The organism is Pseudomonas sp. DF11, assembly GCF_058148565.1.
Genome location: NZ_JBYVYN010000002.1, coordinates 316,406 through 341,264 on the forward strand (window position 1 = coordinate 316,406; position 24,859 = coordinate 341,264).

Here is a 24,859-nt window from a genome sequence, read left to right on the forward strand (position 1 = left end):
TTCTCCGAGCGGAGTCAGGGTGATCTCCAAACTGCTGAAGATCCCCTGTGGGAGCGAGCCTGCTCGCGATGGCGGCGTGTCAGGCAACGCATGTAGCGACTGATCCAACGCTATCGCGAGCAGGCTCGCTCCCACATTTCTTACTGCGTACCGTTCAACTGGTTGTTACGCGCCCTTGGCCGACGGCAGTTTCGATACCAGGCGCAGCGACACGGTCAGCCCTTCGAGCTGGTAGTGCGGGCGCAGGTAGAACTTGGAGTTGTAGTACCCCGGGTTGCCTTCGACTTCTTCGACGATCACTTCGGCCGCCGCCAGTGGATGCTGGGCCTTGGTGGTCTCGGTGGAGTGCGCCGGGTCACCGTCGACGTAGTTGAGGATCCAGTCCTGCAACCAGCGCTGCATCTCGTCCTTCTCTTTGAAGGAACCGATCTTGTCGCGCACGATGCACTTCAAGTAGTGAGCGAACCGGCAGGTGGCGAACAGGTACGGCAGGCGCGCGGCCAGGTTGGCGTTGGCAGTGGCGTCCGGGTCGTCGTATTCGGCCGGTTTCTGCAACGACTGGGCGCCGATGAAGGCGGCGAAGTCGGTGTTTTTCTTGTGCAGCAGCGGCATGAAACCGTTCTTCGCCAGTTCCGCTTCGCGGCGGTCCGAGATGGCGATTTCGGTCGGGCACTTCATGTCCACGCCACCGTCGTCGGTCGGGAACGTGTGGGCCGGCAGGTTTTCCACTTCGCCGCCAGACTCCACGCCACGGATGCGCGAGCACCAGCCGAAGTGTTTGAACGAACGGTTGATGTTCACCGCCATCGCGTAGGCGGCGTTGGCCCAGGTGTACTTGGAGCTGTCGGCGCCGTCGGTGTTTTCTTCGAAGGCGAAGGCTTCCACCGGATCGGTCTTGGCGCCGTACGGCAGGCGCGCCAGGAAGCGCGGCATGGTCAGGCCGATGTAGCGCGAGTCTTCCGATTCACGCAGCGAACGCCAGCCGGCGTATTCCGGGGTGGTGAAGATCTTGGTCAGGTCGCGCGGGTTCGACAGTTCCTGCCACGAGCCCATGCCCATCACGGTCGGCGATGCCGCAGCGATGAATGGGGCGTGCATGGCCGCGCAGACTTTCGACAGCTCGCCCAGCAGTTCCACATCCGGTGGCGACTGGTCGAAGTAGTAGTCGCCCACCAGGCAGCCGTAAGGCTCGCCGCCGAACTGGCCGTATTCTTCTTCGTACATCTTCTTGAAGATCGGGCTCTGGTCCCACGCGGTGCCCTTGAATTTCTTCAGGGTCTTGTGCAGGTCGGTCTTGGAGATATTGAGCACGCGGATCTTGAGCTGCTCATCGGTCTCGGTGTTGTTGACCAGGTAGTGCAGGCCACGCCAGGCGCTTTCCAGCTGCTGGAAGTCGGGGTGGTGGATGACCTGGTTGACCTGGGCGGTGAGCTTGGCGTCGATGGCGGCGATGATCGATTCGATCGACTTGATGGCGTCGTTGGACACCAGGTCGGTCTGCGCCAGTGCCTGTTCGGCCAGGGTGCGCACGGCCGTCTCGACGGCTTCGCGGGCGCGCTCGGTCTTGGGCTTGAATTCTTGCAGCAGCAGCGAGGCGAACTCGCTGGTTTCTTCGGTGGCGCCCAGGTTTTGCACGCCTTCGCGGGCTGTATTGTCAGTCATGATCATTGGTCCTGTGCTGGCTTCGGCGCGCTCGCCAGGGCCTGCAACAGCGCTGGGTCCTTGATCGCCTTCATGATGATTTCTTCGGCGCCGGTCTTGCCGTCCATGTAGGTCAGCAGGTTGGCCAACTGGGTGCGCGCTTCGAGCAGCTTGTTCAGCGAGTCGACCTTGCGAGCCACGGCCGCCGGGCTGAAGTCGTCCATGCTTTCGAACGTCAGGTCCAGGCTCAGGTTGCCTTCGCCGGTCAGTTCGTTAGGCACATGGAACGCCACGCGCGGCTGCATGGCCTTGAGGCGCGAGTCGAAATTGTCGACATCGATCTCGAGGAACTTGCGATCGGCCACCGGTGCCAGAGGCTCGGCGGGCTTGCCGGCGAGGTCGGCCATCACCCCCATGACGAAGGGCAACTGGACCTTTTTCTCGGCGCCGTAGAGCTCGACGTCGTACTCGATCTGCACTCGAGGCGCGCGGTTGCGCGCGATGAATTTCTGAGAACTTTGCTTCGCCACGTTGCTGCTCCTGGTCGCTTGAGCGACGGTGTTGGCGTCACCGGGGGTACCGGTGACGTGACTGCGTGATCCGCTCGCTTTTTATTCGCTGTCTGGGCCGCGCAGGTTTTCAAATTGACTCATGCCGTCGGGAATCAGGTTGCGCACGATGGCCGCGAAGTCGGCGTGCACCAGATTCTTGGCCCGGTTCAACAGCACCGGCAGGGGGCTGGAGGGCTCGTGACGGGTGTAGTAAGCGAGAATCCGGTCCAGGCTGCGCAGCACGTCGTCGCGGTTGTTGATTTCGCCGCTGACGGTGCTGGTATTACGCGGTGCGCTTGTGACACTTGCATGTTCGGTTGGCGCCGCGCTGATTTCGTTGACAGGCTCGGACAGGGCGCTGTCGCCGCTCTGTGGGGCGAACTGGCCGAGAATCTGCAGGGCCATCTTCAGCGGTTGCTTCAATGGGCCAAGGTCCACGCCCTGGGCGGAACCGACCTGGTCGCTGACCTGCTGCTCGATGGCTTCGGCGGCGCTGCGGGCTTCCAGCAGGGCGGCACGGGTGATTTCCAACTGCTCGGGGTCGCTGTCGAGCAAGGCCCCGGCGAGTTGTTCGGCGCCAAGGTTTTCATCCGGGAAACTTTGCAAGCCGCTGGCATTGGCGGCGGCGCGCAGGCTGACGGCACCGAAGGTCCGCGAACGGGCCAGGATGCTCTCGCGCAGCAGGCGAATGGTGACATCGGACGTCAGGCCGGCGAGGGCATTGATGCGCACGGTGGGGTCGTTGTCGTCATCGGCGTCCAGGCGCGGATGCAGCTCGGCCCAGTATTGCTTGAGCAATTCGCTGATCAATGTCAGCGAGCGGGCGAGCCCCGGAATGCCTTCCAGGGCCAGGGAGCTTTGCAACAGGAAATGGGTGATGCGCAGGTCTTTGCTGCGTTGCAGCAAGTCCAGGCTCTGCTGCTGGATGCTGCGCCATTCAGGGGGTTCGGCAGGTAAGATCGAATCGCCCATGCTGCGCTCGGGCTGGCCCCGGGAATCGCGCTCCAGGCGCAGGAAATCCGCGTCATATTCCAGATCTTCACCGCACGGCGAAGTCGCGGAAACGGCGGCGAGCAACAAAGGCACATCCACTTGGATCGATCTCCCTATCACCCGCTTGAAGAAGTCGGGCAGTTCACACGCAAGTTTCGGATGAAACTTCACATGTTCCTTGACGATAATGGCGCTTTAGATCTGCAATGATCTTAAAGTGCCATCATCTATATTCAAGAAGTTGTGCATTTTTGGTGTAGTACTTATCGCTTGTCAAGGTAAGCTATTTCACCAGTGTAGCCCCTCTGTAACAGTTGTGATGCGCTTAACAGCCTGCCCGACCCAGCGGTCGAAGCGGCAACTGACGAGGGGTTTTTGTCACGCAAGCCGGTTATGATCAGCAATCATGCTGGCAAAAAGCCGTTTCGCGGTGGTTGGCAAGGTTGTTGGTGGGTAGTCAGGGCCTGAATCCTTACGTAGTAACCCGCCCGCGCGCGATGTATTTAGCAAGGAGGCAAGATGCCGCTGTGTTTGACTATCACTAGTTATCACAAGATCACCCCAGGCCAGTGTTCTGAAAAGTCCATGGATCAGGGGGTGATGGCAATTGGCCGCAATATCGATAATGACTGGGTATTGCCGGACCCTGAGCGTCTGGTATCCGGTAAACATTGCGTTATCCAATACAAAGACGGGCGTTATTACTTAACCGATAACAGCACTAATGGTGTGGAATTGGTCAAGGCCGGCGTGCGCCTGCGCAAGGGCAACAGCGAGCCGTTGCAGGACGGCGAAGTGATCCGCATCGGTGACTATGAAATCCAGGCGCGCGTCGATTTCAACCTGCCGGTCACCGACAGCAACCCGTTCGCCGAATCGCCCAGCAGTTTCGAGGCCTTGATGGGACGCCAGAGCACCCCTGTGCATACGCCGTCACCGCTTCATACACCATCGCCGATTCAAGTGGCTCCGCCTGCGCATTTCCAGGGTGTGTCGGCCATGGATACTTTGCCGGATCTGTTCGATTTCTTGACCCCGGCCAGTGTCCCGCCGGCCACCCAGCCTGACCATGTTCCGGCTGAGCAACACGATTTCCGTCCGCCGACACCGATTCCCCGGCCGAGCCCGCCGCCGGTGGTCGAGCCGGTGATGCCGCCGTCTGTCTCGGTGATCCCGGATGACTGGGACCCGTTCAGCGACAAGCCCGTGCCAGTGGCGGTGGCCCCGCAGCCCGTGGCCCCGCCGCCTGTGCCGCTACCACCTGTGGTTGAGCCGGTCGCGATGCCTGTTGCGCAGGCTCCGCTCGCCGACATCTTTGCTGAAATCAGCGCACCGCCGCCGGCACCCGTGCCTGAAGCGTCGGTCACCCGCGTCGAGCCCCCGGTCGCACCTCCGGTTGCTCCGGTTGCTCCGGTTGCTCCGGTTGCTCCGGTTGCTCCGGTTGCTCCGGTTGCTCCGGTTGCTCCAGTTGCTCCGGTCGAGGCCAACCAACCCGACTTGCTGCAGGCGTTCCTGCGCGGCGCCGGGCTGGACCAATTGCGCCTGGACAAGGCCCAGGCCGAGGCGCAGATGGAAAGCATCGGCCGCAGTTATCGGTTGATGGTCGAAGGCCTGATCGATGTCTTGCGAGCCCGCAGCAGCCTCAAGGGCGAGTTCCGCATCCAGCAGACGATGATCCAGCCGGTGGAAAACAACCCGCTGAAATTCGCTCCCAATGTCGATGAAGCCCTGCTGTTGCTGTTGCGCCACGGCAATCAGGCGTTCATGGCTCCGGACGCGGCGGTGCGTGACAGTTTCGATGACCTGCGTGCCCACCAACTGGCGGTGATGGCCGGTGTGGAAGCGGCCATCAAGCACCTGCTGACGCGCTTCGAACCGGCGCAACTGGAAGAGCGCATGGCCAAGCCCGGTGGGCTCTCGGGTATTTTCAGCGGCTCACGCCAGGCCCAGTACTGGCAGCAGTTCACCGAGCTCTACAGCAACATTTCCCGGGAAGCCCAGGAGGATTTCCAGGACCTGTTCGGTCGCGAGTTCAGCCGCGCCTACGAAGAACACAGTACGCGACAGCGACGCCGCTGAGCGGCGCCGTCCCATAACAAGATTGATCGACATACAACGGATAGCTCAAACGTCATTGAGGACGCAGGATGATTCCCAGGTTTTTACTCGCAGTCGCCACCGCGCTTCTGTTGACGGCGTGCGCCAAGGATGCGGCCAACCCCCAGCCCGAAGAAGCTGAGGCCGACACCGCCGCCGTCGAGCTGCACTTCCATGCCATTGCCGGGCTAAACCCCGGCGCCACCGGCCAGCCGGCCCCGGTCCGGGTGCGCATTTTCGAATTGAAAAATGCCGCGACCTTCGGCCGTTCCGATTATTTCGCCCTGGCCGAAAGGGCCCAGGCAACCCTGGGCGCCGACCTGATCGACCAGGACGAGGTGCTGATCCAGCCCGGCCAGCAACTGAGCCTGCAACGCGACCTCGACCCGGCCACGCGGCACATCGGAATCCTGGTGGGCTATCGCGAGCTGGACCAGTCGCTGTGGCGCACGGTGATGAATGTCCCGGCCCGCGAATACACCGAATACCAGATCAGCCTCGATGTGCGCGCCGTGCGCAGCGCCGTCGTCGTCCCCCCATCCAGCCCTGCCCAATAAGCAATCGGAGCCCCCATGTCCTGGAACAATCGCGTGGTCTGGTCGGAAGGCATGTTCATTGGAACGCAGCACTTCCAGCAGCATGACCGTTACCTGGAAAACCTCATCGACGCACGCAGCCGCCCATTGTCGGCCGGCGCCTGGGGTTTTTCCGAATTGCTGATCGACCAGGGCCTGCTGGCCCAGGGCAAGCTGGCGATCATTTCGGCGCGCGGTCTGTTGCCGGACGGCACGCCGTTCAACATTCCCCAGGATGACTTGGCGCCCACGCCGCTGAACGTCGACGACAACCTGCGCGATGGCCTGGTGTACCTGGCCTTGCCGCTCAAGCGCGCCGGCGCCCGTGACACCGTGGATGAAGGCGAAGAGCTTGGCGCTGCGCGCTATGTGAGCCAGGTGTGCGAAGTGCGCGACGACAATGCACCGTTCGAAAACCGCGCGCCGGTAGCCCTCGGCTCCCGGGCCTTGCGGTTGTTGACCGAGCAGGATGGCATTGGCGACTACGCCGCTATCGGTGTGGTGCGCATCAAGGAAAAACGTGCCGACCGCGCCCTGGTGCTCGACGATGCCTACATCCCGCCGCTGCTGGATGTCATCGCCTCCAAGCCGCTGGCGGCGTTTCGCAGTGAACTGCTGGGCCTGCTGCACCAACGCGGTGAAGCCCTGGCCGGACGGGTGGTGGCGTCGGGGGCCGGCGGCGCCTCGGAAATTGCCGATTTCATGCTGTTGCAACTGGTCAACCGCGCCCAGCCGCTGATCCAGCACCTGAGCCAGTTGAGCCCGTTGCACCCCGAGCGCTTCTACAGTGAACTGGTGAGCCTGGCCGGGGAGTTCTCCACGTTCACCGCCTCCGGGCGACGACCGCAGCAATTCCCGCCTTACCAGCACGATGACCTGGCGCTCAGCTACGCGCCGGTGATGCAGGCCCTGCGCGAAGCCCTGTCGATGCTGATCGACAGCAAGGCGACGCCGATTCCGATTGTCGAGAAAGCCTACGGCATCCACGTGGCGATGCTGGCCGACAAGACCCTGCTCGACAGCGCCAGTTTCATCCTGGTGGTGCGCGCCGATGTGCCGGCCGAAACCCTGCGCAGCCGCTTCGGCCAGCAGAGCAAGGTCGGTTCGGTGGAGCACATCCGCGACCTGGTCAACCTGCAACTGCCGGGCATCGGCCTGCTGCCGTTGCCGGTGGCGCCACGGCAACTGCCGTACCACGCCGGCTCCACCTACTACGAACTCGACCGGGGCAGCGACCACTGGCAACAGTTGAGCAACTCCGGCGGCTTTGCGTTCCACATCGCCGGCCAGTTCCCAGGGCTGAACCTGGCTTTCTGGGCGATCCGAGGATAAACCGCGATGAGCAACGACGATCGTACCCAGTTCATGCCGACGCCCGGTGGCCGCGGCGCCGATCCATTTCGCCCGGACCCTGGCCGTCCGGACCCAGGTCGCCCACAGCCCGCGCCGCTGTCGATGCCGGCCGCGCCGGTCCTGACCGGCAAGGCCGAGGGCCTCAACCCGTTGGAAAGCGCCGCCGGCCCGCTGCTGGCCTTGCTGACGCGCCTGCGCAACACCATTGCCCACCCGGCACCGGCCAGTTTGCGCGCGCAACTGTTGGCCTACCTGCGCCAGTTCGAAGAGCGCGCCGAGGCTGCCGGCGTGGTGCGCAACGATGTATTGCTGGCCCGTTACGCCTTGTGCACCGCCCTCGATGAAGCCGTGTTGAGCACTCCATGGGGCGGCACCAGTGACTGGGGCAAGCAAAGCCTGTTGATCACCGTGCACAACGAAGCCTGGGGCGGCGAGAAGGTCTTCCAGTTGCTGGAGCATTGCCTGCAAAGCCCCCGCGAGCGCTTGTATCTGCTGGAGCTGTTGTACCTGTGCATGTGCCTGGGTTTCGAGGGGCGCTACCGGGTAATGAACGATGGTCGCAGCCAATTGGAAGCCTTGCGTGAGCGCACCGCTGGCGTGATCCGCAGCGCCCGTGGCGACTACGAGCGCGAGCTGTCGCCGCACTGGCGCGGCGTTACCGTGGCCCGCGACCGGCTGGCGCAATTCATGCCGCCATGGATCGCCGTTGCCATTGGCGCGGCGCTGCTGCTGGCGCTGCTGTTCGGCCTGCGCATGAAGCTGGCTTCCGATGCCGAGCCGGTGTTCAAGAACATCCATTTCCTCGGTGAGATCCCGGTGCAGACCATCGATCGCCCCGTGGTGCAACCGAAAGTGGTCGAGCGGCCACGCCTGGCCGGCTTCCTCGCCGATGAAATCAGGGCCAACCGCATTGCGGTGGAAGACGCGGTCGATCGCTCGGTGGTGACCATCCGTGGCGATGAACTGTTCGCCTCGGGCAGCGCCAGCATCAAGGACGATTTCCAGCCGCTGATGCTGCGCATCGCCGATGCGGTGCGCAAGGTCAAAGGGCAGGTCCTGGTGACCGGCCACAGCGACAATCGGCCGATCGCCACCCTCCGGTTCCCCTCCAACTGGGCCTTGTCCGAGGCGCGGGCCCGGTCGGTGCTTGAGATTCTTTCGGCCAAGACCGGCCAGCCCGAGCGCTTCAGCGCTGAAGGCCGCAGCGACACCGAGCCGCTTGCCTCCAACGCCACCCCAGAGGGACGTGCACGCAATCGTCGGGTTGAAATCACAGTATTGGCGGAGGGGGTCGAGTGAAGGCGTTTTTCAGTTTTATGACCCGCTGGGTCATTCCGTTGCTGGGGCTGATTGCCCTGAGCCTGATCATCTGGTTCGTCGGCCCGCTGCTGGAGTGGCTGGTGCCCGAAGGTCGGCGCTGGGCCTTGATTATCCTGGTGTTCTCGGTGTGGATCGCCTACCGGGTGTTTCGCATCATCCAGGCCCGCCGTCAGGCCGCCGAAGTCATGCGCAGCCTGGCCGCGCAGACCCCGCCCGACCCGACCAGCATCGCCACCGCCGAAGAGCTCGAAACCTTGCGTCAGCGCATGGACGAAGCCCTGGCCCTGCTCAAGAAAGCCAAGCTGGGCGGTGACGAACGACGTAACCTCTACGAGCTGCCGTGGTACGTGATCATCGGCCCGCCGGGTTCGGGCAAGACCACCGCGCTGGTCAACTCCGGGCTGCATTTCCCCCTGGCCGCGCAACTGGGCGCCGGTGCGGTACGTGGCGTGGGCGGTACGCGCAATTGCGATTGGTGGTTCACCGACCAGGCTGTCCTGCTCGACACCGCCGGCCGCTACACCACCCAGGACAGTGACGCGACCGTCGACAAGGCCGCGTGGCTGGGCTTCCTCGGCCTGTTGAAAAAACAACGGGCCCGGCGTCCGATTGACGGCGCGTTCATCGCCATCAGCCTGTCCGACCTGTTGCTGGGCAGCGACGCCGAGCGCGCCGCCCATGCCGCGGCGATTCGCTTGCGGATCCAGGAGCTGTACACCCAATTGGGCGTGCGTTTCCCGGTCTACCTGATGCTCACCAAGCTCGACCTGGTGCCCGGGTTCATGGAGTATTTCGATACCCTGAGCAAGGAAGAGCGCGCCCAGGTCTGGGGCATGACCTTCGCCCTGGATGATGGCAAGAGCAACGACAGCCCGCTGGCGCACCTGCAAAGCGAATTCACCGGCCTGGAGCAGCGTCTCAACGACCGCTTGGTCGAGCGTTTGCAGCAAGAGCGCGACCCGGCGCGGCGTGATCTGATCTACGGCTTCCCGCAGCAGTTCGGTGCCTTGAAAGATTGCCTGCAAAGCTTCCTCGAAGGGGTGTTCAAACCCAACGCCTTCGAAGAGCGCGTGTTGCTGCGCGGCGTGTATTTCACCAGCGGCACCCAGGAAGGCAGCCCGATCGACCGCCTGATCGGCTCCATGGCCCAGAGCATGAACCTGGACCGCCAGCACCTGGCGCGCCAGACCGGCACCGGGCGCAGTTACTTCATCGAAAAACTCTTCACCGCCGTGGCGTTCGCCGAGCGTGGGCTGGTGGGCGTCGATCCGAAAGTCGAGCGTCGACGCAAATGGATCGCCCGCGGTGTGCTGGCTTCCACCGTGGTGTTGGTGCTGGTGGTCAGCACGTTGTGGTGGGTCAGCTATCGCGCCAACCAGGCGTACATCGCCCAGGTTGACCAGAAGGTCGCACCTTTGGGACAAACCGTGCAGAACCTCAGTCCGGCCCAGCGCGACGTACTGGCGGTGTTGCCATTGCTCAATGCCGTGAAACACCTGGCCGACGATGCGCCCGATTGGGCCGAAGGCCTGGGCCTGTACCAGGGCGACATGCTCGAAGCCGAGTCCGGCAGCGTCTATCGCAAGTTGCTGATCGCCGTATTCGCCCCACGGCTGCTGACGCGCATCGAAGAGCAACTGCACAGCGGCGGCAATTCGGACTTCCTCTACGAAGGCTTGAAGGCCTATCTGATGCTCGCCGACACCGAGCATTACGATGCCGACTTCATCAAGGCCTGGATCGCCCTGGATTGGGACCGCAGCTTGCCGCGTGACTTGCCGGCCGAGCAGCGCCAGGCCCTGGCCGCGCATTTGCAGGCACTGTTCGAGCGGCGTCCGCCTCTCGCGCGCCTCGACCAGCGCCTGGTCGAAGACCTGCGCCGGCAGTTGCAGCAATTGCCAGTGGCCCAGCGCGTGTATGACCGGATCAAGCGTCAGAAGCTGCCCGAAGGCATCCCGGACTTCCGCATCAACGAAGCCGCCGGGCGTGACGCGGCGCTGGTGTTCAGCCGCAAGAGCGGCAAGCCGCTGGGTGAGCCATTGAGCGGGTTCTTCACCGTCAAGGGCTACCGCCAGGGCTTCCTGCTCACCAGCCTGAGCCAGACCGGTACCCTGGCCGAAGAGCAGTGGGTGCTGGGTCACGAACAGGCCGATCAGCAGAACGTCGCCAGCCTGGCCGCCGATGTGCGTCGCCTGTACTTCCAGGACTATCAGCGCCAATGGGATGCCCTGCTGGCGGATATCGACTTTGTGCCGATCACCAACGTGGCCCAGGCCGCCGATGTGCTGCGGGTGATTTCCGGTCCGACCTCGCCGTTGAAAAAACTGCTGGTGGCGGTGGCGAAGGAGACCGACCTGCAACAGGATGAACGCCTGCTGGCCGCCCAAGGCGCGCCGGTGGAGGGCGGTGTGGACAAGCTCAAGGAGCGCCTGGGCAGCTTGCTCGGCCAGGAGCAGGCGACACCCAATGCCCCGGCGACCAGCGATGACCCGATCACCGCGCACTTCGCTGAGCTCAACAGCATCGTCAACAAGCAAGAGGGTGAACCGGCGGCCATCGACGGTTTGCTGGCCGATATGAACGCCCTGTACGTGCAGGTCAGCGCCATGGTCGGTGCCAGCGGCGATGCCTTGCTCGGCGAAGCCAAGAATCAGGCCACGGCCGCTGCCACTCGCGTCAGCCTTAACGCCGAACGCCAGCCGCCGCTGGTGCAGGGGCTGGTCAAGTCGGTGGTCAACTCCACCACCAACAGCATGATGGGCGGAGTGCGCAACCAACTGAACGCCGCCTGGACCAGCGAAGTGGTGAACATCTATCGCCAGTCCCTGGCCGGGCGTTATCCGATGTCGCCGGGCAGTGCGCGAGACGCGACCCTGGACGACTTCGGCCAGTTCTTCGGCGTCGGCGGAGTGATGGACAACTACTTCCGCAAGTACCTGCAGCCTTACGTCGACACCTCCACACCGACCTGGCGCTGGCAGCCGGGCGCGGCGCAGAAACTCGGCATCGCCCCTGGCGTGCTGCAGACCTTCCAGCGCGCGGCGACCATTCGCGATGCGTTCTTCCGTTCCGGCGGCACACAGCCGATGGTGCGTTTCGAGCTTAAGCCGGTGGCGATGGACTCGACCATCACCCAGTTCCTGCTCGACCTCGATGGCCAGCAACTGAGCTACGACCACGGCCCGAGCCGCCCGACTGCCATGCAATGGCCCAACCCGGGCAGCATCGGCGTGGTGCGGATCTCGATCATGCCGCCGTCGTCCAGCGGTCGCTCCGGCATCACCCTGGACGGCCCATGGGCCTGGTTCCGTCTGCTGGAGCAATCGGACCTGACCGCCGGCAACTCGCCGGATCGCTTCAACCTGCGGCTGCGGGTCGATGGTGCCAGTGCCTCTTATGAGCTGCGGGCCAATAGCGCCTTCAACCCGTTCAAGAGCCGGGTGCTCAGCGGCTTCAGCCTGCCGGAGCGGCTATGAGTACGCCGGGCTTCTACGGAAAACTGGCCAGCCGCGGCGACTTCGTCAGCCGTGGCTTGCCCCAGGGTTTTATCGGACCGTGGGATTCGTGGCTGGCGGCGGGTTTGCTCGCCAGCCAGACCAGCCTCGGCGAGCGTTGGCTGGACGCCTATCTGGTCAGCCCGCTGTGGCGCTTCATGGTCGCGCCGGGGGTGTGTGGCCCGGACGCCGCCGTCGGGGTGGTGATGCCGAGCATCGACCGGGTCGGCCGCTATTTTCCGCTGACCGTCGCGGTGCTGCTGGAGCCCGATGCGGACCCGGCGTCGGTGGTGGGCGGGGCGGACGATTGGTTCGAGCGGGTCGAGAACTTGTTGCTGAGCACGTTGAGTGTGGAGGCCAGTTTCGAAGCGTTCAACGAACAGCTGGAGACCCTCGGCAGCCCGATGTATTTGCCGCGCACGCCCAGCAGCCGCTTTGCCAGCCTGCATCGCTTCGATGCCACTGATCCGCAGCGACGCATGAGCGCCCTGGCCGAGGCGGCCTGCGAAGGTGTGAGCTTGTGGTGGGGCCAGGGATCGGAGCGCATTGCCCCGGGTTTGATGCGCTGCCAGGGATTGCCGGCAGCCGCTGATTTTGCGCAATTTTTGCTCGGCCAAGAAGGTGTTGTGTAGATGCGTCCAAGTGCCGGAAAAGCATTCAAGTCTGCAAGCAAGAGCCATGTCGGGATGGTCCGCCAGGTCAACGAAGACGCCTGCCTGGACCTGCCGGAAAACGGCCTGTGGGTCGTGGCCGACGGCATGGGCGGGCACGCGGCGGGCGACTACGTCAGCAGCCTGATCGTCGACAGCCTGCGCAGCATCTCCGTGGGCCGCTCGCTGGACGAATACGTCGCGGCGCTGCAAAGCGACCTGCTGCGGGTCAACGCCGCCGTGCGGGAAGAAACCGCCAACCGCGGCGTGACGATGATGGGCAGTACCGTGGTGGTGTTGGCCGCCCGTGACCTGCGCGGTATGTGCCTGTGGGCCGGTGACAGTCGTTTGTATCGCCTGCGCGACGGTGTGCTCGAAGGCATCTCCCGGGACCACAGCTATGTCCAGGACTTGCAGGACAGCGGTCTGCTCAGCGAAGCCGAGGCGCGGGTGCATCCGCGGGCCAACATCGTCACCCGGGCCATTGGCGTCGAGGCGCAACTGAACCTGGCGCTGACCGAACTGCTGCTGGTGCCTGGCGACAGCTACCTGTTGTGCAGCGACGGGCTGACCAAGACGGTGGAGGACGACGAAATCCGCGAAGTCTTGAGCCACGACGACCCCGGCGAAATCGCCAGCAGCCTGGTGTCCCTGGGCCTGATGCGCGGCGCACCGGACAACATCACCGTGGTGGTCGTGAAGGTGCCGTCATGAGCTTGACCCTGAACATTGTCATCCCCGGCTACGACATCGAAGGGGCGATCGGCGAAGGCGCGATGGCCAGCGTCTACCTGGCGACCCAGCGTTCGCTGGAGCGCAAGGTGGCGTTGAAAGTCATGGCCGCCGCGCTGGCGGCCGACCCGACGTTCTGCGAGCGCTTTTTGCGCGAAGGCAAGACCCTGGCGCGCTTGTCGCACCCGCACACCGTCACCATCCATGACATCGGCAACGTCGGTGAGCTGTATTACATGGCGATGGAATACCTGCCCAACGGCACGCTCAAGGAGCGCATCGCCGCCGGCCTGTCGCCGGAGCAGGGTCTGACCTACATCCGCCAGATCGCTTCGGCCCTGGGTTATGCCCACGGATTGGGCCTGGTCCACCGTGACGTCAAGCCGGCGAACATTCTGTTCCGCGCCGACGGCACGGCGGTGCTCTCGGACTTTGGCATCGCCAAGTCCCTGGACGACCGCACCCAGTTCACCCAGGCTGGATTCGCGGTCGGCACGCCCAGCTACATGAGCCCGGAACAGGCCCGTGGGCAGGACATCGACGGTCGCGCCGACCTGTATGCCCTGGGCGTGGTGCTCTACGAAATCCTTGTCGGCAAACTGCCGTATACCGGTAACGATGCGCTGTCCACGGCCCTGGCCCACCTGACCGAACCGTTGCCGGAATTGCCGGTGCACCATGGCCGTTACCAGGATGTGCTGCGCAAACTGTTGGCCAAGGATCCGGCGGAACGTTTCCCGGATGCGGCGGCGTTGCTGCGGGCGCTGGATAACCTGCCTCAGGAATCGGAAGCGACGCTGATCCGGCCGTTGTCGTTGCAACTGCCGGAAACCCCCAAGCCGGTTGATGACTTGGCGGGTTTGACGCCCATGTCCATCGATATTCCCAGCGGCCCGGCCTACTCACAACCGCAGCCACAATCGCAGTCAAAACCGCAGCCCAAGCCCGTTCCGCCACCGATAAAACCGACGGTTCAATCTTCGGTGTCGGAGCAACGCAAAGGGCCGGTGTTCGCCCTTGCCGCTGTCGCGGTTGCCGTGGCGCTGGCGTTGGGTGGCGCGGGTTATTGGTGGTTGGCCGGTGATGACGGCAAAGAAGTGAAGACGCCAGTGGCCACGACCACCTCGGTCAAGCCACCGGAAGTGAAGCCGCCGAAGACCCCGGAAGTGCCAGCGGTCAAGCCACCCGTTGCCCCTCCGGCTCAGCCACCCGTGGCGACCGAGGCCGACGGCGGCCAGCGTCCGCTGTTGATGGCCGGCAAGAAAACCCTGTTCCAGCGTGTGCTCAGCAAACCGGGGGCGAAGCTCGCCGACGCGCCGGGTGCCGCGCCGGGCAAGGCGCTGCCAGCGTTTTCCGTGTTGTACGTGTACCAGCGCAAAGACGTGGATGGCAGCGCCTGGGTACGCGTTGGCGCCGCTACCGATGGGCGCAGCGACGGCTGGTTGCCCGCGACCCAGGTCAGCGACTGGAAGCAAAGCCTGGTGCTCAAGTTCACCGAACGTTCCGGCCGGGCGCCGGTGATGTTCCTGCGTCAACCCGGCGAGGTGGAAAAGCTGCTGGCTAACCCTTCGGCGGCCAAGAACGTGCTGCTCAAGGCCCAGCAGAGCCCGCAAGAAGAGCAGCAAGTGCTGGCCCTGGAACCGGCCGCCAGCGCGGTGCCGCAGAGCCAGTTCTACCTGTTGCCGATCTTCGATTCCCGCGAAAGCATGGATGAGAATGGCCAGCCGGTGCAGTTACTGAATGTCGCCTCCATCGATCCGGGCAATACCCCCAAGGCTTCGGGTAACACGCCGATCACCACCGCCAACGCCGACGCGTTCCGTACCGCCGTGGTGCTGGTGGTGGACACCACCGTGTCGATGCAGCCCTACATCGACCAGGTCCGCGACGTGGTCCACGAGCTGCAGACCCGCATCGCCGAGCGTGGCGAGTTGGACAGCGTCAGCTTCGGCATGGTGGGCTTCCGCAGCAGCATCAAGAAAACCCCGGGCCTGGAATACGTCGCCAAGACCTTGATCACCCTGGAACAGGGTCGTGACCCGCAACGCTTCATGGAGCTGGCGCGGCAGGTCAAGGCGTCCACGGTGTCGAGCCATTCGTTCAACGAAGATGCGTTTGCCGGGGTCATGGAAGCCGTCGAAGGCATGGACTGGTCCGGTTACGGCGGGCGCCTGATCCTGTTGGTCACCGACGCCGGTGCCTTGCGCAAGAACGATCCGTTTGCCGCCACGCAGATGAACGAGGCCGAAGTGCGCCAGGCGGCGCTGGGCAAGCAGATCAAGATCTACGCCCTGCACTTGCTCAGCGATGCCGGCAAGAAAACCCATGCCGGCGCCCAGAGCCAATACCGCACCCTGACTGCCGACGCCAACCCGCAGATCGGCGACCTGTACATTCCGGTGCCGGGCGCCGACGTGCGCAAGTTCGGCGAGCGGGTCGACGAGATCGGCTCGGTGTTCGCCGACCTGGTGCATCAGGTCCGCAGCAACAAGCCGCAAGCCGTGCCGCTGCTGAGCGCCGCGCCGAGCCTGGCCGACAAATCGGCCGCGGTCGGCTACGCCATGCACATGGACTTCCTGGGGCGCAAATCCGCCAGCCAGGCGCCGCAACTGGTCAGCGCCTGGACCGCCGACCGCGACCTGACCAACCCGGCGCTGCCGGCGTTCCAGGTCTGCGTAATGCTGACCAAGCTGCAACTCAACGACTTGCAGCAATCGCTCAAGCTGATCGTCGACGCGGCCCGCAAGACCCAGAGTTCGCCCAAGGATTTCTTCCAGGAAATCGCCAGCGCCAGTGCCTACATGAGCCGCGACCCATCGGCCTTGCGCAAGGGCGGCAACCTGGCCGATGGCGGGATTCTCGGCGAGTACCTGGAAGGGCTGCCGTACCGCAGCAAGTCGCTGAACATGACCCAGGACTTGTGGCTGTCCCTGAGCGTGGCCGAGCAGGAAGATTTCATCGACGAGCTGGATTCGAAAATCCGTCTCTACGAAACCTTCCACAACGACTTGGCGAACTGGGTGCGTTTCGGCGATGCCGAGCCGGGTGATGCCTTGTACCGCGTTCCGTTGTCGACGCTGCCGTGATGCTGACCTTGAACGCCGTGCATAAAAGCCGGGGCGCCGGCAGCCAGCGCTACAGCCTGGTGATTCCACGGCTGCAATTGCGCGGCGGTGAACAACTGGCGGTGGTCGGCCCCAGTGGCTGTGGCAAGAGCACTTTGCTGGACTTGCTGGCGCTGGTGTTGGCGCCGGATCAGGCCGGGCAGTTCGACTTCACGCCCGCCGATACGCCGCTGGACATCGCCAAATTGTGGCGTGCGTCGCAACAGGGCACCTTGGCCGAGCTGCGCAGCCGTTACCTGGGTTATGTTCTGCAAACCGGCGGCCTGTTGGGCTTCCTGGATGTGCGCGGCAACATCGCGTTGTCGCGCAAATTGCTGGGCTTGAAGGATGACGCAAGCGTGACGCGCCTGGCTGGGCAGTTGGACATTGCCGATCAACTGGACAAGAAACCGGCGGACTTATCCGTCGGCCAGCGCCAGCGGGTCAGCTGTGCCCGGGCGTTGGCCCACGGGCCACGCCTGCTGCTGGCCGATGAACCGACCGCCGCCCTCGACCCGCTGAACGCCGAGCGCGTCATGCAGTTGCTGGTGGCCCAGGCCCGTGAACACGGCGTGTGCTGCGTGGTCGCCACCCACGACGAAGCGCTGGCCCGTGCCAGCGGTTTGCAGGTGCGCCGCATCAGTTGTCGCCGCGATGCCGACGGCGGTGTCACCGCCACCCTCGGGGAGGCTTGCTGATGCGCGGCGCGCTGGTGGCTTCCCTGGCCTGGCAGGATTACCGCAACGATGCCTGGCTGTCGGCCTGTTCGGTGCTCGCGCTGGTGGCGGTGGTGGCGCCGTTGCTGGTGCTGTTCGGCCTGAAGTTCGGCCTGGTCAGCAGTCTCACCGAGCGCTTGCAGAACGACCCGGCCACCCGGGAAATCATCCCCTTGGGCGGCGGTCGCTTCAGTGCCGAGTTCGTCGAACAATTGAGCCAGCGCGGCGACGTTGCTTTTGCCTTGCCGCGTACTCGACAGATCGCCGCTACGGCGGATTTGAGCAGCGATGCGTCGGTGGTCACGGTCGAGATGATTCCCACCGCCGGCAACGATCCATTGTTCGATCACCTGCCGGTGCCTCAGGGTTTGGATCAAGTGGTGCTCAGCCAGACTGCCGCTGAAAAGCTCGGGGCCAAGGCCGGTGATTGGTTACAGGCCAGTTTCGGTAGGCAGGTGGCCGGTCGCAGCGAGGCGCAGCGCACGCGGGTGCAGGTGTTGCACGTGTTGCCGTTGGAAGCCTTTGCCCGCGATGGTTTATTCGCACCCCTGGCGTTGCTGGAGGCGGCCGAGGATTACCGCGACGGTCGTGCCGTGCCCGCGTTCGGCTGGCCGGGTGATGCGGTTGGCGTGAGCGGGCAGCGGGTCTACCCGGCGTTTCGTCTATACGCCCGCAACCTCGGCGACGTCGAGCCGCTGCGCCAGTATTTCGCTGGGCAGAACCTGCTGGTGTCGACCCAGGCCCAGACCATCGCACAAGTGCAATCGTTGAGCCGCAACCTGTCGATCGTCTTCTGGATCATCGCCGGGTTGGCGTTGGCCGGTGCGTTCGCGGCGATTTTTGCCGGCGCCCTGGCGGCGGTCGAACGCAAGCGCAGGGAGCTTTCAGTGTTGCGCCTGCTGGGGGTTTCCACGGCGGCGCTGTTGTTATTTGTAGTGTTGCAGGCGCTCTACAGCGCCACCTTTGCGGCCCTGTTGAGTGCCGGGCTGTATGGCCTGGCGCAGTCAGGCCTGAACCATTTATTTGCGCAGATGCCGGGCGAGTACGCCAGCCATCTGCTGGTGCGTCATTACGCGTTGGCCCTGGTGGCCGTGCTCGGCGTCAGCGCCGTGGCGGCGGCTTTTGGTGGCTGGCGCGTGGCGCGCATCCAGGCATGTGAAGGAATTCGCGATGTATAAGTTATTGGGCGCCGCCGTGGCGCTGAGCCTGGCCAGCCTGACATGGGCTGATGAAGGCACGGACAAGCTGGACAATCCCAAACCGTTGCCCGACGACGTCAGCCTGCCGCTGCCATGCGAAGGGCAGATGGTGTTCCGCTACGTCTACATCCTCGCCCAGGGCACCTTGGACGACCGTGAAATCAGCCTCGGTTATCCGTTCAGCGAAGGCGAGGCCGGTTATCAGCAGTCGTTCATTTCCGGCTACCGGCGCGACTTCATCAACGGCCAGTTCACCCTCAAGGACCTGCCCACGGACTGGAACAAAACCATCACGCCGTTGATGCCCAAGACCGATGCCAAGACGCCGCTCAAACCGATGCTGTATTTCATCGGCAAGTACGAAGTCACGGCCCGGCAATACGCCCAGGTCATGGCCCAGGCGCAATCGTTGGCCAGCGGTGAGCCGGCCCCGGCCTGTGAAGCCCTGCAAGCCGATTTGCCCCAGGGTGTGGCCGGGCGTTTGCCCAAAGTGAAACTGTCGAAGTTCGAGGCTGAGCGTTTCTCGGCGGTGTACAGCGCCTGGTTGATGAAATACCACAAGGACTTGTTGCCGGTGAGCGGTCGCGGCACTTCCGCCGAAGACGGCGGGCTCGGTTTTGTGCGCTTGCCGACGGAAGTGGAGTGGGAATTCGCCGCCCGTGGCGGTCAGGCCGTAAGCCGTCAGGACCTGGAAGGGCGCCTGTTTCCGCGGCGCCTGGAAGGCAGTGAAAGCGATGGGCCGCTGGCCGATTGGGCGGTGTTCAACCAGGTCGCCGGCGGCACCGGCCAGGCGGCGCGGCTGATGCCCATCGGCACCAAGCTGCCGAACCCCATCGGTCTGTTCGACGTGGTCGGCAACGCTGCCGAGATGGTCCAGGAATCCTTCCAGCTGGTGCACGCCGGTCGCCGTCAGGGCGCCTATGGCGGCTTCGTGGTCAAGGGCGGCAATTACCTGGAAGGCGAGGGCACGCTGTTCACCGGCATGCGCCGCGAATACCCGCTGTTCGCCGCCGATGGCACCGAGCAAAGCAACGAAACCACCGGTTTTCGCGTGGCGGTCGGGGCGTTGTCGGCACCGCGTTCGCGCTACAAGGAATTGTTTGCCCAGTGGCAGAAAGAAGGCCGGCTGGCGTCGCTGACCGATGCCATCGACGATGCCGAGGACCCGACCAAGCGCCTGGACAGCATCATCGCCGCCAGCGTCGACCCACGCCTGCAAGCCGAACTGGGCCTGGTCAACGAAGAACTCAAGCGCAACGTCTCGCTTATCGCCCAGCAACGCGAGGAAGCGGCGGGCAACCTGATTCAGTCGTCGGCCCTGGTGGCCGAGACCGTCAATAACTACAACATTCGCCTGACCAATCTGCAGAACAGTCGGCAAGTCGCCCTGGACGCCAAGGACGAGGCCAGCGCGCAACTGTTTGCCACGGCCATCGACAACGGCCGCAGCGCGCTGGATGGCGCGGTGGCGATCTACATCGACAACCTGGCCACCGGCACGCGCTACACCGATGCCGTGATCCAGGCGCAGTTTCAACGCATCAAGGAGGAGTTGGAGCGCAAGCCGGTACTGGGCAAGAGCCTGGTGGCGCGCGCAACGTTATTCGTTCGTCACGTCGGGGACTACCGTCAGCAAAAACGCGCCGACCCGGCGGTGATATTGAAGGAATTGCTCGCATCGAACGCTCAGCGGTCTTGAGCGTTCGTTGTCAGCGAGCTTGGAAGGGACTCAGGCGGCGATAGGGCCGAGCTGAGCGGGTCAATACTTAAACGAGAACACAACTATGCTTTTCTCCCGTAAACCATTTGCTTCGGTTTCCAAGCGTCACTTGCTGATGGTCGCTGTCGGCTTCAGCACCGTACTGACCGGCTGCGCCACGTCGCCGACCTCCAAGGTCGCCTCGAGCACCAAGGTCGAGTACTACCCTAACTGCTACGAGCCGGTGCAGCACCTGCGCTCCACCGAAGGCAACATGACCAAGTCCGTGGTCACCGGTGCCGCTGTCGGCGCCGTCGGTGGTGCCCTGCTGGGCGCCCTGACCGCTGACAAGGAAGACCGTGGTCGCAACGCTGCAATCGGTGCTGCTGGCGGCGCCTTGGCTGGTGGTGCAGCCGGTTACTACACCGAGCGCCAGAAGCAGATCGCCGATGACAACCAGCGCATCGCGTCCTACGCCGCCGACGTCAACAAGAGCGTCTCCGACATCGACCGTAGCACCGCTTACGCCCGGACGTCGCAGCAGTGCTACCAGAACGCGTTCAGCAAACTGGTTGCCGATCGCAAGGCCAAGACTGTCAACGACACTGAAGGTCGCAAGCGTCTGGCGGAAATCGTTGCTGGCTTGAAAGAGTCGAACGACCTGATCGTTGCGGTCAACGGTAAGGCTTCCGAAGACTTGAACAATTACACCCAGGCTTATGAGAAAGACCTGCAGCAAGTGGGTGTGCAGCGTACTGACGTGGTGACTGTGGCTACCGCTGACACTACGCCGGTCGTGGCTCCGACCAGCACCAAGAAAAAGAACAAGAACGTACAACCGGCGAAGAAGAAAGACCTGCCGACTGTGCCGAAAGAAGCGGTGACCACCGAGAAAACTCTGCAGGCCGCCAAGGCCAAGCAGGATGAAAGCAAGCAGGTTGCCAGCGCGGGTACCACTCAGGTCAACAGCATGTGCAAGAACCCGGACCTGGGTGATTGGGCACCGGTTCCTTGCCCGAATGTTTGATTGAGTGATGGCGGCTGATCATTCCCTCGGGGAGTGATCAGTGCACAAAACTTGTGGGAGCGGGCTTGCTCGCGAAGGCGTCGGTTCAGTTGGCATCTATGTCGACTGACGCACCGCCATCGCGAGCAGGCTCGCTCCCACATTTGTTTTGTGCTGGCTGGAATATTCGCGCCAACCTCCAGTCCCCTGTGGGAGCAAAGCTTGCTCGCGAGGCGGCCTGACAGCCGGCCTGTCTCTCCCGGTTGTACTTCGATCAAACTGTGGGAGCGAGCCTGCTCGCGATGGCGGCCTGACAGCCGGCCAGGATTTTGTTGACCGGGTACATATCCATTCCTGCGGTAACGGCGGCTGGCGGTTACGCCCTTACGGCGTGTCACTTTTGGCAAACGCCCCAAAAGTAACCAAAAGGTCTTGCCCCACCACTCGGCACCTCGCCTAGGCTCGGTGTGCCCGAACGAAGGCATTGCTCCGTGGGCCCGCCGCGAAGGGCCATCCATGGCCCTGCGCGGCTATCCCGGCATCCATGCCGGGATGCCCACTCCACAATGCCTGCGTTCGGCCATCGTGGTTAACGGGGCCCCAAGATCAAAAGCCGAAGCGAGGCGGCCTGACAGCCGGCCTGGCTCTCCCGGTCGTACAGCCCTCAGATCTGTTTGAGCAGGATCTGTGGGAGCAAAGCTAGCTCGCGAGGCGGCCTTACAGCCGACCTGTCTCTCCCGGCTGTACCCCCGATCCATTTGTGGGAGCGAGCCTGCTCGCGAAGGCGGCCTGACAGCCGACCTGCTTCTCCCGGATGTACCCCGATCCATTTGTGGGAGCGAGCCTGCTCGCGATGACGTCGGCTCAACCTGCATCAATGCAAAGCTCTATACCTTGGCGCCAGGCGTCACTACCTCCTTTGTCTCCAAATGATCCAACGCCCGCTCAACCAACAACTGAACCCCATCGGCCATGCGGCTGATTGCCAGGGCGACGCAGCGGCGTGAGTCATCCACGTCGTCAGCCAGGTCGGCAGCGATGGTGCTGATCGATTGCAGATCTTCGGAGGCGTTGGCAAGCAGGGTTTCAGTGTCGATGTGAGGGGAGACGATGAAGAGCTGGTTTTTGTCGGGTTCAGGTGGGGAGGGTTGGGGTTTGAGGTAGTAGTCGAGGGCGCGTGTAGTGGCGTCTTCGAGCTTTTTTTCTTCCTGCGCTTCTACGCGGGATTTGTGGCCGCTTTGCGGGGGATTCGGAGTTGCTTTGAACATAATGAAACTTCCTGGAAGTGGAGCCGGCACCCTCCGATTGCACGTCGAAAATGGGTGGCAGCTGTACGTAGGTGTGCAAGACCGGTCCAGGAACCCGGCAGACCCGAAAGTCTCCCACGCGCAGCCGCCATAACAGTCGGCGAGCATAAAAAAATGCTCGGCGAATAGCCATAACGAATGCGTCCCTAGACCGGACTTGCACGTCCGTGTCACCGTTTTTTGCGATGACGAACAAAGGTTAGCGGCGCTCGAAAGCACTGCCTAGTTCATGAACAACCCGGCGTGTTGAAGGAAATGTCCGAGGGTTTGGCGGGGGAAAAGATCAAAAGATCGCAGCCTTCGGCAGCTCCTACAGAAATGGGTGTAGGAGCTGCCAAAAGCTGCGATCTTTTGATTTTTGGTTTTGTGACTTGGCAGTCATCTTTCGTGAAAACGCGCTTATCTTCCGCTAAAGCGATTCGATGATGGCGTTGCGCCGAAGAATCGCTAAACTGCCTGCCATTGATCTTTTCTCACGAGGCGGTGCCCATGAAATTTCGTTTTCTGCTGTGGATGCTGGGGTTGTTGATGGGCAAGGCCAGTCGGACCAATCCGGCGTTCCAGCAGCAGTTGGGCGACAAGGAATTGGTGTTTCAATTGCAAACCCTGGACGGCAAGGTCGCCCGGCATTTCACCGTGAAAAACCAGCGCATCACCAGCCGGTCCGGCACTTACCCGGAGCCTGCCTTCGCCATCGCCTTCAAGGACGCCGCCTATGGTTTTGCCACGATGCAGGCCAAGAACAAGCAACTGGCGTTCATGACGGGGATTCAGGACAAGTCGATCCAGATCAAGGGCAACCCGGCGCTGGTGATCTGGTTCCAGGGGCTGACCAAGTATTTGAAGCCGAGGAAGGCCAAGCCGAAGTCTTAATGAGGAATTACGCTCATTAAATGAATTTTTATTCCGATTAAAGAAACCGAACTGTTAACTCTGACAGGTGTGTAAGTGCTTGGTTTAGGTTTTCATATAGTTTGATGTCAATGTGGGCATCATTTTTAGTGGAAGCAATGCCATGATTACTCCAAGCAAAAATTTCAAGCCAGGCACCCTTGATCCATCTTTTGGCACCGACGGAGTACTCCTCGTTCCGATACCGGAAATCAGCGCAAACAACGTGCCGGCGCTTTGCGCTCTTCCGGACAATAAGCTGCTTGCTATCATGCCGTTATTAGGAACAAGGGCGCCGGTGGTGGTTGTGCGTTTAAATGAAGACGGGACACTCGATACCAATTTCGGTGATTCGGGAGCCGGTTACACTGAGCTACCTTTTATGTCAGGTGAGGATTTGAGTGGTATTAATGCCCTTGCGGATGGAGGAGCCCTGGTTCGCTTTAGATACCCGGAAAATGGGAATATATATAGCATAATAATAAAGTTGCGCTCGGACGGTAGTTTCAATAACACCTTCGGAAATAACGGTGTGGTCAGGATTTTAGGCTGGAATCGTTCACAACAAAGCGAAGGGGCTGGAAGCCTGCAAGTAAATGATGAACCATTAGGAAAAGCGCAGGGAGGACGGCGGTACTCTGCGTTAGAAGATCCAGTCGGCAACATAGTTTTAATCGACGAGATTGACATCTTTGGGCGTGCCAGGGTTGTGGTGAATCGCCTGAAGTCCGATGGTTCTTTTGATGAAAATTTTAATGGGGGCAGAGCAATTGTCGAACTTCCTGGCGTCGAATATCAGTGGCTTTCGCGCGGAGGATTCGCCGTTCAGTCAGATGGACGCGTGGTGGCAACTGGCGTATATGGTGGCGATACGTCTCGGGGGGTGTTTATAGTACGTTTCGATAATTCAGGTAGTCCGGATGCGGGATTCAACAATGGTGCGCCAGTAGTAATTCCCACAAATGCCGACTCCAGACTCAGCTCTGTTGCAGTGAATATGAGGCAAGATGGGACTGAAAGAATAGTACTGGCAGGCCATGTTGCAACCGGCGGGAGTTACAACGGCTTTATGGTGGTGCTCGACGGTGATGGGTATTACGATCCGCTATTTAACGAAGGACAACCGCTGTACTCTAAATTTTCTTACGAGAGTTTTTGGTGGTCCAACTGCAATGCACGTAATGATGGTTCAATAATCGCTGTCGGATTTGGGAGCAATGAGTTGCATGACGGTGGTACGCTGACCGCTTGTTATCGTGATGATGGCACTTTGGATTCGGAATTCAACGACGGTCAAGGCTTTGTTGTTTATGCTGGGCCTGACGGGTCTAGATCCCCATCAGATATGGCAGACATGGATGATAGACGGATCGTTATAAGCGGTTTGGGCTTTGACAAAAATAACAATTGGGTTCTTCGCTATCTGGGTTAGTTATAACGCGACGCGGGCTATGCTCCGTTAGAAAGACGGCTTGAATGACATCCTTATCGCTCCTGTTCCCCTGCATGCCGCTAGGGGAGCAGGAGCGTT

Annotated in this window: 18 protein-coding genes; 14 read left to right on the forward strand and 4 right to left on the reverse strand. The window is 62.4% G+C overall.

Annotated features, from left to right (window positions below; genetic code table 11):
- Positions 1-165 precede the first annotated feature (165 nt).
- The 3 genes from tssC to tssA form a co-directional block, all read right to left on the reverse strand.
- A complete protein-coding gene (gene tssC, locus AC30D9_RS08065; RefSeq protein WP_134926464.1) occupies positions 166-1,662 on the reverse strand; it encodes a type VI secretion system contractile sheath large subunit in 1,497 nt (498 codons plus the stop codon).
- 2 nt (positions 1,663-1,664) lie between these two features.
- Entirely contained in the window at positions 1,665-2,171 is a 507-nt protein-coding gene (tssB, locus tag AC30D9_RS08070) for a type VI secretion system contractile sheath small subunit (protein ID WP_003177230.1), read from the reverse strand.
- An 81-nt stretch (positions 2,172-2,252) separates the two neighbouring features.
- Positions 2,253-3,284: a type VI secretion system protein TssA gene (gene tssA / locus AC30D9_RS08075; RefSeq protein WP_490143852.1), complete on the reverse strand. Its 1,032-nt coding sequence runs from the start codon at positions 3,282-3,284 to the stop codon at positions 2,253-2,255.
- 420 nt (positions 3,285-3,704) lie between these two features.
- Here tssA and tagH point away from each other — a divergent pair, with 420 nt between their 5' ends.
- The 12 genes from tagH (at position 3,705) to tagQ (ending at position 21,151) form a co-directional block, all read left to right on the forward strand.
- Positions 3,705-5,264, forward strand: coding sequence for a type VI secretion system-associated FHA domain protein TagH (gene tagH / locus AC30D9_RS08080; RefSeq protein WP_490143853.1), 1,560 nt, complete (start codon positions 3,705-3,707; stop codon positions 5,262-5,264).
- Positions 5,265-5,332: 68 nt separating this feature from the next.
- Entirely contained in the window at positions 5,333-5,839 is a 507-nt protein-coding gene (gene tssJ / locus AC30D9_RS08085) for a type VI secretion system lipoprotein TssJ (protein ID WP_307572802.1), read from the forward strand.
- 15 nt (positions 5,840-5,854) lie between these two features.
- Complete coding sequence (gene tssK, locus AC30D9_RS08090; protein WP_490143854.1) at positions 5,855-7,189, forward strand: type VI secretion system baseplate subunit TssK; 1,335 nt, start codon at positions 5,855-5,857, stop codon at positions 7,187-7,189.
- 6 nt (positions 7,190-7,195) lie between these two features.
- Positions 7,196-8,509 (forward strand): DotU family type VI secretion system protein, encoded by a 1,314-nt coding sequence (locus AC30D9_RS08095; RefSeq protein ID WP_134926457.1) that lies wholly within the window; start codon positions 7,196-7,198, stop codon positions 8,507-8,509.
- The gene (gene tssM, locus AC30D9_RS08100) at positions 8,506-12,006 is read left to right on the forward strand and encodes a type VI secretion system membrane subunit TssM (RefSeq protein ID WP_490143855.1); all 3,501 of its coding nucleotides are present in this window, start codon (positions 8,506-8,508) and stop codon (positions 12,004-12,006) included. Before AC30D9_RS08095 ends, tssM begins: the two co-directional genes overlap by 4 nt.
- Positions 12,003-12,656, forward strand: a complete 654-nt coding sequence (gene tagF / locus AC30D9_RS08105) for a type VI secretion system-associated protein TagF (RefSeq protein ID WP_490143856.1) — start codon at positions 12,003-12,005, stop codon at positions 12,654-12,656. The genes tssM and tagF overlap by 4 nt, the downstream gene beginning before the upstream one ends.
- Entirely contained in the window at positions 12,657-13,388 is a 732-nt protein-coding gene (locus AC30D9_RS08110; protein ID WP_490143857.1) for a PP2C family protein-serine/threonine phosphatase, read from the forward strand.
- Entirely contained in the window at positions 13,385-16,492 is a 3,108-nt protein-coding gene (locus tag AC30D9_RS08115) for a serine/threonine-protein kinase (protein WP_490143858.1), read from the forward strand. The genes AC30D9_RS08110 and AC30D9_RS08115 overlap by 4 nt, the downstream gene beginning before the upstream one ends.
- Complete coding sequence (locus AC30D9_RS08120; protein WP_134926713.1) at positions 16,492-17,208, forward strand: ABC transporter ATP-binding protein; 717 nt, start codon at positions 16,492-16,494, stop codon at positions 17,206-17,208. The genes AC30D9_RS08115 and AC30D9_RS08120 overlap by 1 nt, the downstream gene beginning before the upstream one ends.
- Entirely contained in the window at positions 17,208-18,404 is a 1,197-nt protein-coding gene (locus tag AC30D9_RS08125; RefSeq protein WP_490143859.1) for an ABC transporter permease, read from the forward strand. Before AC30D9_RS08120 ends, AC30D9_RS08125 begins: the two co-directional genes overlap by 1 nt.
- On the forward strand, positions 18,397-20,124 hold the full coding sequence (locus AC30D9_RS08130) for a formylglycine-generating enzyme family protein (RefSeq protein ID WP_134926445.1): 1,728 nt from the start codon (positions 18,397-18,399) through the stop codon (positions 20,122-20,124). Before AC30D9_RS08125 ends, AC30D9_RS08130 begins: the two co-directional genes overlap by 8 nt.
- An 85-nt stretch (positions 20,125-20,209) precedes the next feature.
- Complete coding sequence (tagQ, locus tag AC30D9_RS08135; protein WP_134926443.1) at positions 20,210-21,151, forward strand: type VI secretion system-associated lipoprotein TagQ; 942 nt, start codon at positions 20,210-20,212, stop codon at positions 21,149-21,151.
- A gap of 866 nt (positions 21,152-22,017) precedes the next feature.
- Here tagQ and AC30D9_RS08140 read toward each other — a convergent pair.
- The gene (locus AC30D9_RS08140) at positions 22,018-22,398 is read right to left on the reverse strand and encodes a DUF6124 family protein (protein ID WP_307572781.1); all 381 of its coding nucleotides are present in this window, start codon (positions 22,396-22,398) and stop codon (positions 22,018-22,020) included.
- Positions 22,399-22,926: 528 nt separating this feature from the next.
- Between AC30D9_RS08140 and AC30D9_RS08145 the strand changes: the two genes are divergently transcribed.
- Both AC30D9_RS08145 and AC30D9_RS08150 read left to right on the forward strand, forming a co-directional pair.
- A complete protein-coding gene (locus AC30D9_RS08145) occupies positions 22,927-23,310 on the forward strand; it encodes a helicase (protein ID WP_307572779.1) in 384 nt (127 codons plus the stop codon).
- 142 nt (positions 23,311-23,452) lie between these two features.
- The gene (locus AC30D9_RS08150) at positions 23,453-24,760 is read left to right on the forward strand and encodes a hypothetical protein (RefSeq protein WP_490143860.1); all 1,308 of its coding nucleotides are present in this window, start codon (positions 23,453-23,455) and stop codon (positions 24,758-24,760) included.
- The last annotated feature ends 99 nt before the right edge of the window (positions 24,761-24,859 follow it).